General features: G+C 63.3%; 14 protein-coding genes and 1 pseudogene. 7 read left to right on the top strand and 8 right to left on the bottom strand.

What is annotated here, in order from left to right; all coding sequences use genetic code 11:
* Positions 1-177: pseudogene (locus NKH57_RS14945) on the top strand (ISAs1 family transposase); the annotation flags it as partial.
* A 123-nt stretch (positions 178-300) separates the two neighbouring features.
* Here the strand turns inward: NKH57_RS14945 and NKH57_RS14940 are convergent.
* The 6 genes from NKH57_RS14940 to NKH57_RS14915 all read right to left on the bottom strand — a co-directional run bounded on the left by NKH57_RS14940 (position 301) and on the right by NKH57_RS14915 (position 5,632).
* Complete coding sequence (locus NKH57_RS14940; protein WP_352733248.1) at positions 301-2,355, bottom strand: M3 family metallopeptidase; 2,055 nt, start codon at positions 2,353-2,355, stop codon at positions 301-303.
* Positions 2,356-2,452: 97 nt separating this feature from the next.
* A complete protein-coding gene (locus tag NKH57_RS14935) occupies positions 2,453-2,884 on the bottom strand; it encodes a nuclear transport factor 2 family protein (RefSeq protein ID WP_352733245.1) in 432 nt (143 codons plus the stop codon).
* The gene (locus NKH57_RS14930; RefSeq protein ID WP_023760861.1) at positions 2,881-3,525 is read right to left on the bottom strand and encodes a carbonic anhydrase; all 645 of its coding nucleotides are present in this window, start codon (positions 3,523-3,525) and stop codon (positions 2,881-2,883) included. Before NKH57_RS14930 ends, NKH57_RS14935 begins: the two co-directional genes overlap by 4 nt.
* A 148-nt stretch (positions 3,526-3,673) precedes the next feature.
* Positions 3,674-4,486, bottom strand: a complete 813-nt coding sequence (locus tag NKH57_RS14925) for a DUF429 domain-containing protein (RefSeq protein ID WP_352733242.1) — start codon at positions 4,484-4,486, stop codon at positions 3,674-3,676.
* Positions 4,483-5,367: a pyridoxal kinase PdxY gene (gene pdxY, locus NKH57_RS14920; RefSeq protein ID WP_352733239.1), complete on the bottom strand. Its 885-nt coding sequence runs from the start codon at positions 5,365-5,367 to the stop codon at positions 4,483-4,485. Before pdxY ends, NKH57_RS14925 begins: the two co-directional genes overlap by 4 nt.
* A gap of 13 nt (positions 5,368-5,380) precedes the next feature.
* Positions 5,381-5,632, bottom strand: coding sequence for a hypothetical protein (locus NKH57_RS14915; RefSeq protein WP_023760858.1), 252 nt, complete (start codon positions 5,630-5,632; stop codon positions 5,381-5,383).
* Positions 5,633-5,793: 161 nt separating this feature from the next.
* Here NKH57_RS14915 and NKH57_RS14910 point away from each other — a divergent pair, with 161 nt between their 5' ends.
* The 5 genes from NKH57_RS14910 to ppa all read left to right on the top strand — a co-directional run bounded on the left by NKH57_RS14910 (position 5,794) and on the right by ppa (position 9,372).
* On the top strand, positions 5,794-6,432 hold the full coding sequence (locus NKH57_RS14910; RefSeq protein ID WP_352606263.1) for a LemA family protein: 639 nt from the start codon (positions 5,794-5,796) through the stop codon (positions 6,430-6,432).
* Between the two features lie 177 nt (positions 6,433-6,609).
* Positions 6,610-7,452 (top strand): TPM domain-containing protein, encoded by an 843-nt coding sequence (locus tag NKH57_RS14905; RefSeq protein ID WP_352606265.1) that lies wholly within the window; start codon positions 6,610-6,612, stop codon positions 7,450-7,452.
* Positions 7,453-7,460: 8 nt separating this feature from the next.
* Entirely contained in the window at positions 7,461-8,099 is a 639-nt protein-coding gene (locus tag NKH57_RS14900) for a TPM domain-containing protein (protein WP_352606267.1), read from the top strand.
* A gap of 117 nt (positions 8,100-8,216) precedes the next feature.
* Positions 8,217-8,723 carry a GNAT family N-acetyltransferase gene (locus NKH57_RS14895; protein ID WP_023760854.1) on the top strand — a complete coding sequence of 169 codons (507 nt, stop codon included), beginning with the start codon at positions 8,217-8,219 and terminating at the stop codon, positions 8,721-8,723.
* 115 nt (positions 8,724-8,838) lie between these two features.
* Complete coding sequence (gene ppa / locus NKH57_RS14890) at positions 8,839-9,372, top strand: inorganic diphosphatase (protein ID WP_023760853.1); 534 nt, start codon at positions 8,839-8,841, stop codon at positions 9,370-9,372.
* 154 nt (positions 9,373-9,526) lie between these two features.
* On the opposite strand, the gene NKH57_RS14885 is transcribed toward ppa, so the two are convergent.
* Both NKH57_RS14885 and NKH57_RS14880 read right to left on the bottom strand, forming a co-directional pair.
* On the bottom strand, positions 9,527-10,120 hold the full coding sequence (locus NKH57_RS14885) for a hypothetical protein (RefSeq protein ID WP_023760852.1): 594 nt from the start codon (positions 10,118-10,120) through the stop codon (positions 9,527-9,529).
* Positions 10,121-10,163: 43 nt separating this feature from the next.
* Positions 10,164-10,781: a TetR/AcrR family transcriptional regulator gene (locus tag NKH57_RS14880; RefSeq protein ID WP_352733233.1), complete on the bottom strand. Its 618-nt coding sequence runs from the start codon at positions 10,779-10,781 to the stop codon at positions 10,164-10,166.
* 74 nt (positions 10,782-10,855) lie between these two features.
* Between NKH57_RS14880 and NKH57_RS14875 the strand changes: the two genes are divergently transcribed.
* Positions 10,856-12,139, top strand: a complete 1,284-nt coding sequence (locus NKH57_RS14875) for an MFS transporter (RefSeq protein ID WP_352945085.1) — start codon at positions 10,856-10,858, stop codon at positions 12,137-12,139.
* Positions 12,140-12,203: the final 64 nt, after the last annotated feature.

Below are 12,203 nucleotides of genomic sequence, written 5' to 3'. Positions count from 1 at the left end.
CCAAAGTGCTCATGCCCAAAAGACTGGCCGAGACCGTCAGAGCACATTGGACCATCGAGAACCAGTTGCACTGGAGCCTCGATGTCGTCTTCCATGAGGACGATGCCCGAACCCGCAAGGATAACGGGCCGCAAAACCTGGCCATCATCAGACGCCTCGCCCAAAACATCTTGCAAGCCCATCCTCTCGACAAACCCATCGCCAGCAAGATGCGAAGAGCCAGATGGAACAGAGACTTCCTCTTCCAGCTCTTTACTCATATGCGATAGCCCTGCCCTCGAGGGGGGAGATTACCCAGCGCTACACCAATCCGCGCTTCACCATCATCGCTTCCGGTGACGGCATCTTGCCGCGAAACGCCGTGTAAAGCTCCTCCGGGTCTTTCGAGCCGCCGGCGGCATAGATGTTCTTGCGCAGCCGCTCGGCGAGTGCGGGGTTGAAGGGGTCGCCGGTCTCCTCGAAGGCGGCGAAGGCGTCGGCATCGAGCACTTCCGACCACATGTAGGAGTAATAGCCGGCGGAGTAGCCGTCACCGGAAAACACGTGGCCGAAATGGGGGGTGCGATGGCGCATGGCGATGGTATCAGGCATATCAAGCTTTTCGAGCGTTTCGGCTTCGAAACGAAGCGGCTCCTGCGGCGCATCCGGCCGCGCATGATAGGCCATGTCCATCAAGGCAGAGGCGGTGAATTCCACTGTTGCAAAGCCAGCGCCGAAAGTCCGCGCGGCCAGCATCTTATCGAGCAGCGCCTTGGGCATCGGCTTGCCGGTCTTGACATGCAACGCGTGCTTTTCCAGCACAGCCGGCACGGTCAGCCAGTGCTCGTAGAGCTGCGAGGGCAGTTCGACGAAATCTCGGCTGACCGAGGTTCCGGCGACCGACGGCCAGGTGACATCGGTCAGCATGCCGTGCAGTGCATGGCCGAACTCGTGGAACAGCGTCTTCGCCTCGTCGACCGACAGCAGAGCCGGCTCGCCGACCGGCGGCTTGGCGAAGTTCATGATGTTGTAAATCACCGGTTTCGAGCCGTGACCGAGCCCATAACCGGATTGCAGCGCGCTCATCCAGGCGCCGGAGCGCTTTGACGGCCGGGCGAAATAATCGGCGAGGAACAGGCCGCGCTCGCTGCCGTCGGCATTCCTAACCACGAAGACACGGGCGTCGGGATGCCAGACGGCGATGCCTTTCTTCTCCACGAAGGTTATGCCGAACAGCCGTGTCGCCACGTCGAAGCAGGCGTCGATGATCCGGTCGAGCTGCAAATAGGGTTTCAGTTCGGCCTCGTCGAAGGCGAATTTCTCCGCACGCAGTTTCTCCTGGTAAAAGCGCCAGTCCCAGGCGGCGAATTTTTCATTGCTGCCCACCTGCGTCGCCAGCCGCTGCAGGTCGGTCTTGTCGGCCGCTGCTTTTTCCAGCGCCTTCTCCCACACCGGATCAAGCAGCGCGTGCACCGCCTCCGGCGTCTTGGCCATGGTGTCGTCAAGCTTCAGCGCGGCGAAGGAGCCGTAGCCGAGCAGCTTTGCCTTTTCGGCGCGCAGCTTCAGCATGTCGCGCACTACGGTTGTGTTGTCGGTGGCGCCGCCATTCTGGCCGCGCATGGTGAAGGCGCGGAAAGCGGTCTCGCGCAGGTCGCGGCGTTCGGAGAAGGTCGAGAACGGCTCATAGATCGAGCGCGACAGGGTGACGGCATAGCGGCCCTTCTGGCCGCGCATTTCGGCCGCCTCGGCCATCGAGCTTTTCAGAAAGTCCGGCAGGCCGGCCAGGTCGGCCTCGTCGAGGAACAGCGCCCAGTCGCGCTCGTCGGCAAGCACATTCTGGCCGAAAGTCGTGCCGAGCGAGGACAGCTCCTCGTTGATCTTTGCCAGCCGTTTCTTGCCGTCGGCGTCGAGCTTGGCGCCGGATCGTACAAAACCCTTCCAGGTCTTTTCCAGGACCCGCAGGGTCTCGGCGTCGAGCTTCAGGCTCTCGCGGCGTTGGTAGAGATCGTCGATGCGGGCAAACAGCCTCTCATTCATCGAAATCGCCGAGAAATGCCTGGACATCTTTGGCGAGATGTCGCGCTCCAGGGCCTGGATCGCTTCATTGGTGTAGGCGCCGGCGCGGCACCAGAAGATCGACGAGACACGGTCGAGCGCCTCGCCGCCGAGTTCCAACGCGGCAAGCGTGTTCTCGATGGTCGGCGTATCTTCGTTGCCGGCGATCGCTTCGATCTCGGCCTCATGCGCCTTCAGCGCCGCATCAAAGACCGGGGAAAAATCGCCGTCGCCAATGCGCGTAAAATCGGGCAGGCCGAGCGGTCCTTGCCACGCAGTCAGCGGATGGGCGGCGAGGTCGACGGCTTTCGTGGAATGCATGGACAGTCTTTCGCTGGTGATGGCAGGCAGGGTGGGTCGCTACCGATGTAGGACGCGACCGGCGGACCCGCAATACAGCAGGTGTCCGATAGCCGCTTCAAAAACCGTCGCAGTTCTCGGCGATCGCCGCTTGCGAGCTGGCGGTGATGCGGTTGTCGGCCACCGCGAAAGTTTCCTGCATCAGCATGTCGTTGTTGGGAAAGTCGTAGCAGGCCACCACCGTGGTAACGCCGCCTTCGCTCTTCTCGATCCGGTGCCGAATGGAAGTACCGGCAACCGCGCCTTTCCATTCGTCGATCGAGGCGATGAATTCCTGCTTGCTTTGCACAATTCCGAGATCGTCCAGCTTGATGCGGACATCGTCGGAGAGCAGGTCGGACAGCTCGGTGCGGTCGGCGACCAGCAACGCCGAATACCAGCGGCTGATGGTGGCGCGGTCATCGGCGCGGGCGGCAACAATAGCGATCAGCAGCGCGGTCGCCGTCAAAACGGTCGACCGGATATTCACCGCCTTGCGCGCTCTCTTCATCCCAGCTCCGGCCGTTCGAAATCGCCGGTTTCCTTGTTCATCACCCAGAGTTCACCAGTCGAAATGTCGAACCAGGCGCCGTGCAGCGACAGCCGCCCCTTGCCCTCGAGGATCGAGACGCACGGAAAGGTCCGGAGATTGGCAATGGAATAGCGGATCGAGATGCGCTCCAGAGCGGTCTGGCGCTCGGTCGCCGTCATGAAGGTGCTGGAGGAGACGGTTTCCGCCGCCGGCGCGATCAGGCTCATCCACTTGCCGATGAAGTCGCCGGGCGACAGCGGTGCGAAATTGGTGTCGAGCGCAGCGCGGATGCCGCCGCAGCGGCCATGGCCCATGACGACGATGTTCTTGACCTTGAGGCTCTGCACGGCGAATTCGAGCGCGGCGGAGGTCGAATGGAATTCGCCGTCAGGCGCGTAGGGCGGCACAAGATTGCCGACGTTGCGCACCACGAAGAGTTCGCCAGGTCCGGCGTCGAAGATCGCTTCGGGTGCGGCGCGGGAATCGCAACAGGCAACGATCATCGTCTCCGGCGCCTGGCCTTCGCGGGCGAGCTCGCGATAGCGTCCGCTCTCGGTGAGGTAGCGGCCGCTCATGAAATTGCGATAGCCGGCGAGGAGATGGTCGGGGAGGTGAGGCATGGGCGGCTAAGGCCTTTCCGGGGTTGGAGGCGGCAGCTCGTTGCAGTCGAGACAAGCCTCTAGCGGCAAAAGCCCGTCACGAGCAATGCAGAATTGTAGGAGCTCGTCGTAAAAAGCCAGGCACGAAGCGCGACTCCGGCAGGCACCCTCACGCCCAAATGGCAACCGGTATGCCAACACGATCGATGAGCGGTGGGTCGGGATACGGCCGTGCCTCGCCATCGGCGATGCGGCCGGCGACGAGCATCATCGCCGCCGCGTCAAGGAAGTCATCGGCGGCCGCCCCGCGTGGCGGCGGCTGGTCGAGGAAGCCCATCTCATAGCCGTGCCGGCAGAGCAGCGCCTTGCGTTCCGCCATGCCGTCCGGATTGATGCTGCCCTTGATCTTCTTCGGCAGCCGCATGGCCTGATCGCCATTCAGCCGGCAGAAGGCGACCTCCGGATGCGATTCGAACACACGGCCGCGCAAATCGGGCCGCGCGATCAGCAGTGCGTCGATCTCGCGGATCTTGGCAAAAATGCCGAACGCCTGGATCGAAACGCCGCGCGGCGGGTCGGATGTGGCTTTGGCCACCTCGCTTGCCCTGATGTGAGCGGCATGCCAGGCTTCGATGGTGGTGAAGTCGCTGGTGTCGGCATAGAGCGCGGCGCGGGACGGGATCGAGAAGACGCTGGATTGGCGCGCCCCAAGCAACGGGCGCACCAGCGCTTCGGGGCCGCGCCCACCTTTGCTCGAAAATTCGGGCAGCCCGATCGGCATGTCGACAGCAATGACAGCATCGTCGGGGAGTGAGGCAAGCAGGGCAGCAAAGCTTGCAAAGACAGCGACGGAGGGTGCCGAACCGGGGTTACGAAGTATCGAACCGGGGTTACGAGGTGTCGAACCGAGTTCGCGCCGCACGACAATCCAGCCGGCCTTGCAGCCGTCGACGCCGACGAGCACGGCCTCCGTCGATGTCACGCCCGGCGGTCCCGCCCCGGATGCGTGAGGTGGCGCAGCTGCACCATCGCCATCGGGTGCGACAGGCTCTGCGCATCGGTTTCGAGCTGCAGTTCGTCGCCGCCGCGCTTGGCGGTGCGCGCCAGGATCTCGTAGACCGCCGCCGTCGTCGATTGCAGCGCCTTGATCGGCGGCTGGCCGGACAGGATGCGCGCCAGGTAGACCGCAGCCGTCAGGTCGCCCAGGCCATTCGGCGGCTTGTCGATCAGGCGATGCTCGGCAAGCAGCACTTGGTTGCCGTCGAGCAGAAGATTGCCGGTGCCGCCCGTCATCATCGACGGCGCCGAGGTGACCAGCATGGTCGATGGTCCGGCATGGAGGGCGGCCGCGATCACCGATTTCAGGTCGGGCAAAGGCGCGCCGGCCATCCATTCCAGTTCGTAGCGATTGGGGGTGGCGATGTCGGCGATCGGCATCAGCCGGTCTCGCATGGCGATGGCGGTCGGTTCGGGCACATAGAGGCCGCCCGAATCACCCATCACCGGATCACAGATATAGACGGCGTCAGGCGTCCTTGCCTTCACCGCGGCGACCAGCGAGGCGACCGCCTCGGCCTGGCCGGCCTCGCCGAGATAGCCGGATAGCACGGCGCCGACCTCACCCAGCCACGGCGCGCGCTCCAGATCGGCCATCAAAGCCTTGAACTGGTTGAGCGGCGGCACGATGCGCGTCGCCCTCCCATGGCCGGGATGCCAGGGCAGGATGACCGTCGGTACTGCCCAGACCGGGAAGCCCAGCGTCTCCAGCGCGAACACGGCGGCGCGATTGCCGACCGAGCCGCGCGCGACATGGCTGGAAATGACGATGACCGCACGCGGCGCGTCGGTTTGTTCGGCGCTCATTGTTGCTTGATTCCTAACTGCCCCGGATGACGTAAAGCACGAGCCAGACCATCAGGCCCAGCGCCAGCAGCAGGCCAAGTGTCCGGCCAATGCGGGTGCCCCAGACTTCGATCGGATCGGCACGATCGGCATCGGCCGCGGTGACGTGATCGTGCATGCCTTTCGTGGCCCGCGCGACAAACGAGTTGCCGGCCGGATCCGTCTCTTGGGCAACGCGCTCGAGGATGCGGCGCGATTCCTTCTCGCTGTCCTGGCGTTCCGCCATGGTGATGTCCTGTTTCGACAGGACCTTACCGCGTTCGCCTTGCCAATTACAGGGCCTTGCGGCTGACGGTAACGTGTCGATAACCGTGCCCGCCGAGGTCATTTTCTTGTGTGCCGATTGTGGTAATGCTTCGCACGCAACTTCTACCGAGGGACCCCTTCATGTTTGCCCAGCGCATTGCCCCGCCGTCCATGTTCCGCACGCTGCCTGCCATCCTGATGATGGCGATCGTGCTGCCGCTGCTTGCCGGCTGCGGTTACAACACCATCCCGACGGCAGAGGAAAACGCCAAGGCGGCATGGAGCGAGGTGCTGAACCAGTATCAACGCCGCGCCGACCTCATCCCCAACCTGGTCGAGACGGTCAAGGGCTATGCCTCTCACGAAAAGGACACGCTCGATGCGGTCGTCGAAGCCCGCGCCAAGGCCACCCAGATCACGGTGACGCCGGAAACGTTGAACAATCCTGAAGCGTTCAAGAAGTTCCAGGACAGCCAGGCCGGCCTGACCAGCGCACTGTCGCGGCTCTTGGCTGTGGTCGAGAACTATCCCGACCTCAAGGCCAACCAGAATTTCCTGGCGCTGCAGGCGCAGCTTGAAGGCACCGAAAACCGCATCGCGGTGGCGCGGCGCGACTACATCCTGGCGGTGAAGGAATACAATCTGACGCTGAGGACCTTCCCCTCGGTGCTGTGGGCGACCTTCTGGTTCCGCAGCAACCAGCCCTTCGCCAATTTCACCATCGAAGACGACAAGCTACTGACGCCGAAGGTCGATTTCGGCACGAAGCAGGGCGGGTGATCGTCGACTGCCATCGGAATAAATCTCGCGAAATCACGGACTGCTGGCGTGCAAACACCCCCCTCTGTCCTGCCGGACATCTCCCCCTCAAGGGGGGAGATTGGCAGTTTCGAGCGCATTGCTCATCCTTCTGCGTCGGTGATTGGCGAAGGCCGGTGTGACGTCCAATCTCCCCCCTTGAGGGGGAGATGTCCGGCAGGACAGAGGAGGGCGCCGCGGAACACCTACCTTTCCTTTCTTAGCCTTCTTGCCAGCCTCTTCTTCCTCCCCATCACCGCCTTCGCCGCCGAACTTCCCGCTCTGACCGGCCGTGTCGTCGACAATGCCGGCATCATCGATGCGGCGACGAAGGCGGCGCTGACGCAGAAGCTTGCCGATTTCGAGACGAAAGGCTCGGATCAGATCGTCGTCGCGACGATTCCCAGCCTCGATGGCGAAGAGATCGAACCTTACGCCAACCGGCTGTTTCGCTTCTGGAAACTCGGCCAGGCGAAGGAAAACAATGGCGTGCTTCTGTTGGTGGCGAAAAATGACCGCAAGATGCGCATCGAGGTCGGCTACGGGCTGGAAGGCACGCTGACGGACCTGCACACCAAGCTGATCATCGAAAACGACATGGTGCCGGCCTTTCGCGCCGGCGATTTCTCCGGCGGCATAGAAAAGGCCGTCGACGACATGATCATGGTGCTGGAAGGCAATCCGGAGGAATTGGAAGCGCGGGGCAAGCGCAACCAGCAGGCGCCCTTCAATTCCGATGACCTGTTCTTCGGCGTCTTCATCAGCATCTGGGCGATCATCTTCTTCGGCAGCATCGCGGCTTCGGTCCTGCCGCCGATCTTCGGCCAGAAGCTTGGGCCCGGCCGCTATCGCTGGCTCGGCATGACTTTCGAGCCACACCGGCGGTCCTCCGGTGGCGGCTGGTCGTCGGGAGGTTCCGGCGGTGGCTGGTCCTCGGGCGGCGGCGGGTTTTCCGGCGGCGGTGGCTCATCCGGTGGGGGCGGTTCTTCAGGAAGCTGGTGAGACAGATCATGGCGACACGACCAATCAGCCCGCAGGATCATGAGCGCATCGCAACCGCGATCCGCGCCGCCGAGGAGAAGACCGACGGCGAAATCTACTGCGTCGTGGCGCACGCCAGCGATGGGTATTTCTTCCCGGCTGCCTTCATGGCGACAGTATGCATGCTGATCGTCAGTCTGGCCGTCGGCTATGGACTGGAAGCCTGGTGGCTGTCGATCCGGCTGCCGCATTTTGTCCTTGCCCAGCTTCTGGCGCTTGCCAGCGTGCTGGCGATGTTGTGGGCGATGCCCGGCCTGCGCATCCATCTGGTGCCAAGGCGGCTGCGCTACCAGGCCGCGCACGCTAACGCGGTCAAGCAGTTCCTCGCCCGCAACGTCCACCGCACCACGGCGCGCACCGGGGTGTTGATCTTCGTCTCGATCGCAGAACGCTATGCCGAAGTGGTCGCCGATTCGGGCATCGACGCCAAGGTCGGCCAGCCTGTCTGGGATGGCGTCGTGCGCGACCTTACCGCGCATGCCAGCGACGACCGCCTTGCCGACGGCTTCGTCAAGGCCATCGAGCAGGTGGGGGCGGTTCTTGCCGAGCATTTCCCGGTCACGTTGGGCGACAGCAACGAGTTGGACGATCATCTCGTAGAGATTTGAGCCCTTTCCACAGAGACATTGAAGGCCTCACCAAGGCGATGATCGCCTGTGAGAAAGCCTGCGGCGGGCCGCCCGGACTCTTGCAATCGGGCGATGCGGGTTTATGGTTAACAAATCATGAATACGCTGACGATCGACATCAGGAAGGCCGACCCGCGCGATGCCAGTGCCATCGCCGAGGTGCATCTGGAGGCATGGCGCGGTGCCTATTCCGGCATTATTCCGCACCGCACCCTGACATCGATGATCAACCGACGCGGCGCCGACTGGTGGGCGAATGCGATTCGCCGCGCCGCCACAGTTCTGGTCGTGGAGATCGGCGGCAAGGTCGCCGGCTATGCGACGATCGGCAAGAACCGCGCCCGAGAGCTCAAGCAGCAAGGCGAAATCTACGAATTGTACCTGCGCCCGGAATATCAGGGCATCGGGCTCGGCAGTCGCCTGTTCGCGGCAGCCAGGGCCCGTCTGGCCGATCACGGGCTGAAAGGCATGGTGGTTTGGGCGTTGGAAGACAACCAGAACGCGCTCGCCTTCTATGCCAGCGCCGGCGGACGCGATGTCGCCGAAGGCGTCGAGATCTTCGAGCAGAAGGCGCTGAAGAAGGTCGCTTTCGTCTGGGAATGACACCTCGGCCTTTCCGGCCGTCCGCGTGTTCCGATCGGATCCTAGGCACCATTCGCCGCATTGCACCATGGCGCGCCGCCCGCTATCGATCTTTTATCGAGAGAGGGACAAAGCCATGCGCATAGAAGCCATCGCCAGTGGAAAGAATCCGCCTGAGGACGTCAACGTCATCATCGAGGTGCCGATCGGCGGCGAGCCGATCAAGTATGAGATGGACAAGGAGGCCGGCACGCTGTTCGTCGACCGCTTCCTGCACACCTCGATGCGCTACCCCGGCAATTACGGCTTCGTGCCGCACACGCTGTCGGGCGACGGCGATCCGATCGACGTGCTGGTCTGCAACACGCGCGCGCTGGTGCCGGGCTGCGTCATCAACGTGCGGCCGATCGGCGTGCTGATCATGGAAGACAATGCCGGCCAGGACGAGAAGATCATCGCCGTGCCGTCACCGAAGCTGACGCTGCGTTACGAGAACGTCACCGAATACACCCAGCTGCCCGACATCACCCGCCAGCAGGTGCAGCACTTCTTCGAGCACTACAAGGATCTCGAGCCCGGCAAATGGGTCAAGATCGAAGGCTGGCACGATTCCAAATATGCCAGGAAGATGATCGTCGACGCGATCGAGCGGGCCAAGGCGAGCAAGTAACCGCGCTTCGTCATCCTCGGGCTTGGCCCGAGGATCGATGCCGTGAAGCTAGCCGAACTTCGCGGCGGAACAGATTCCGCGGATCGTGTCGTTGCGCTCCTTGCCCCGCCCGTGGATGACGAAGCTACGGGCGCGATGGCCAATTCCCACCGTGTCAGTTGTCGACCCGGCCGAAAGCCGGCACGTTGCCGATGACGGTGTGCCTGTCCTTGCCGCAGGCGAAGGTTCGCGCCTTGTCGTCGGCAAGCTTGCGCGCCTGATCGTTGGCGGCGGGGTTGCCGGTGGCCAGCACCAGGCCGATCGTGCAGCCGTCGCGGGCCTCCATCTGGCCGACTTTGGCGACGAGCAACACTTCGGTCGACTTTTTTTCGTCATCCGGGTTGCTGATCGTGCGGCGATGGATGACGGCAAAGGGCACTGCGGTCTCGCCCTTGGTCTCGACGCGCCATTCGATCTTGGCTCCGGATGAATTGAAACCGGAAAAGCTCTCCCAGACGGTCGTCATGTCGCCACCGGGCGGAAAACCGTAGAACAGCGATTCACGAGCATCGTCATAGGCAATCAGCACAGGATAGCCGCGGTAGCCCGAACAGGCGAGGTCGGCCCAGTCGCCGTCGCCTTCCTCGGCCTGCGCGTAAGTCACGCAGTCCTTCTTCGAGTCGAGATCGGTGTAGGCGCTTGCAATGCCGTCGGCGTGTGCAGCCTGGCAGAAGCCCGCGAGAGTGAGCAGAATCAGCAGGCTGCGCATCGCGGACACTCCGTTGCAGGCCATCGCAGCGTAGCGCCAAATGCTATTTCTTCAAGCTGGCTTCAATCAGCAGATCGGCGTTGCGGGCGACCGCTTTTGCCGGACCGCCGAGCCCGAACAACTGACCGCTGATATAGGCGCCCTCGATCAGGAGCAGCAGGCCGTCGCCGAGCGTGTCAGGGTCTTGGGCGCCCATCGCAACCGCCATGGCGCGCAGGCGGCGGCGCAGTTCCTGCTTGTTGGCCTCGCTGACCACGCGGGCCGGATGGCTGTGATCGGGATATTCGACCGCCGCATTGGTCATGCCGCAGCCGCGATAGTCCGCCACTTGCGTTCGCTTGCCGATGCGGGTCAGGAAGGCCTTGATCTGCGCGCGCGGGTCGCCGGGATGAGCGGCGACAGCCTCATCGAAACGCTCCCAGTATTCACGGTCGTATTGCCTGAGATAGGAAGCGGCCAGTTCATCCTTGGAGGGGAAGCTGCGATAGAGGCTGGGCTTGGTGACGCCGGCGCGTTTGACGATCTCGTCGACGCCGATCGCCCTGATACCGCGTCGGTAGAACAGATCATAGGCGACATCGAGAATCTTCTTGGCGGCTTTCGGCGGCGCCGATGCATGATCGTCGCTGATGGTCAGATCAATATTTTTGTCCGTTGGCATCGTGTGACTCGATTGACAATGTTACCGATCGGTACGTATACCTGTTCCCACCCTGAAACGTACCGGTCAGTAACATGATAACTCAATCACGTCCCTTTGGCCAGCGCTACGCCTTCGTCGTGGTTGGCATCATCTTTCTCTGCCTGCTGGTCGCGGCCGGCCTGCGGTCCGCACCCGCCGTCATGATGCTGCCGCTGGAGAACAGCTTTGGCTGGCGGCGAGACGTCATCTCGCTGGCCGCTGGTGTCGGCATCCTGCTTTACGGTCTCACCGGTCCGTTTGCCGCGGCGCTGATGGAGCGCATCGGGCTGCGCCGCACACTGCTCGCCTCCCTGATGGTGATGTCGGGCTCTACCGCGCTCAGCCTGCTGATGACCAAGCCCTGGCATCTGTTCATCACCTGGGGCGTGTTCTCGGGCATTGGTTCCGGCGCTGTCGCCAGCGTGCTCGGCGCCACCATCGTCAATCGCTGGTTCAAGACCAATCGCGGCCTTGTCATGGGACTGATGTCGGCCTCAAGCGCCTCCGGCATGCTGGTGTTCCTGCCGATGATCGCTGCTCTGGCGCAGTCGGGTGGGTGGCAGCCGGTCGTCATTGCGGTGGCGATCGCCACCGCCGCCCTGCTACCGCTGGTCTGGCTGCTGGTGCCGGAGCGGCCGGCCTCGATCGGCATGCTGCGCTACGGCGCCGAGGCCGACGACGTGCCGCCGGCTCCGCCCGCTTCACAGGGCAACTTCCTCGCGCATACGTTCTCGACGTTGCGCCGCGCCGCCGGCACGAGGGTGTTCTGGTATCTGTTCGCCACCTTCTTCGTCTGCGGCTTCACCACCAACGGGCTGGTCGGCACGCATCTGATCGCGTTCTGCGGCGATATGGGCATCGGCGAGGTTCAGGCCGCCGGCCTGCTGTCGATGATGGGCATTTTCGACCTGGTCGGCACGACACTGTCGGGCTGGCTTACCGACCGTTACGACCCGCGCAAGCTGCTTGGCGTCTATTACGGCATTCGTGGCCTGTCGCTGATCTATCTGCCCTATTCCGGCTTCTCGGCGACCAGCCTGATCATCTTCGCCGTGCTCTACGGCCTCGACTGGATCGCCACCGTGCCGCCGACGCTGAGGCTCGCCAACGAGGCGTTCGGCGATCGCAGCGGACCGATCGTGTTCGGTTGGATCGTCGCCGGCCACCAGATCGGCGCGGCCACCGCCGCCGCTTTCGGCGGCACCATGCGCGAGTTGCAGGGCAACTACGAACTGGCCTTCCTGATTGCCGGCATGACGGCGATTGCCGCGGCGTGTATCTCGCTGCTGATCAATACAAGCCGGCCAGCGTTTGAACCGGAGCCGAGAGCGGCTTAGCCGCGACGGCGGAGCGCTAATCTCCCCCCTTGAGGGGGAGATGGCCGCGAAGCGGCCAGAGGGG

Origin of the sequence: Mesorhizobium sp. M1050, assembly GCF_040318715.1 — a bacterium.
GTDB lineage: Bacteria > Pseudomonadota > Alphaproteobacteria > Rhizobiales > Rhizobiaceae > Mesorhizobium.
This window is presented reverse-complemented; position numbering and strand designations above follow the sequence as displayed.

What these genes read in the sequence shown, in the direction of transcription:
- NKH57_RS14940 (WP_352733248.1), bottom strand. Translation starts at nt 2,355, where the DNA reads ATGCATTCCACGAAAGCCGTCGACCTCGCCGCCCATCCGCTGACTGCG.
- NKH57_RS14935 (WP_352733245.1), bottom strand. Translation starts at nt 2,884, where the DNA reads ATGAAGAGAGCGCGCAAGGCGGTGAATATCCGGTCGACCGTTTTGACG.
- NKH57_RS14930 (WP_023760861.1), bottom strand. Translation starts at nt 3,525, where the DNA reads ATGCCTCACCTCCCCGACCATCTCCTCGCCGGCTATCGCAATTTCATG.
- pdxY (WP_352733239.1), bottom strand. Translation starts at nt 5,367, where the DNA reads ATGAGCGCCGAACAAACCGACGCGCCGCGTGCGGTCATCGTCATTTCC.
- NKH57_RS14915 (WP_023760858.1), bottom strand. Translation starts at nt 5,632, where the DNA reads ATGGCGGAACGCCAGGACAGCGAGAAGGAATCGCGCCGCATCCTCGAG.
- NKH57_RS14910 (WP_352606263.1), top strand. Translation starts at nt 5,794, where the DNA reads ATGTTTGCCCAGCGCATTGCCCCGCCGTCCATGTTCCGCACGCTGCCT.
- NKH57_RS14900 (WP_352606267.1), top strand. Translation starts at nt 7,461, where the DNA reads ATGGCGACACGACCAATCAGCCCGCAGGATCATGAGCGCATCGCAACC.
- NKH57_RS14895 (WP_023760854.1), top strand. Translation starts at nt 8,217, where the DNA reads ATGAATACGCTGACGATCGACATCAGGAAGGCCGACCCGCGCGATGCC.
- ppa (WP_023760853.1), top strand. Translation starts at nt 8,839, where the DNA reads ATGCGCATAGAAGCCATCGCCAGTGGAAAGAATCCGCCTGAGGACGTC.
- NKH57_RS14885 (WP_023760852.1), bottom strand. Translation starts at nt 10,120, where the DNA reads ATGCGCAGCCTGCTGATTCTGCTCACTCTCGCGGGCTTCTGCCAGGCT.
- NKH57_RS14880 (WP_352733233.1), bottom strand. Translation starts at nt 10,781, where the DNA reads ATGCCAACGGACAAAAATATTGATCTGACCATCAGCGACGATCATGCA.
- NKH57_RS14875 (WP_352945085.1), top strand. Translation starts at nt 10,856, where the DNA reads ATGATAACTCAATCACGTCCCTTTGGCCAGCGCTACGCCTTCGTCGTG.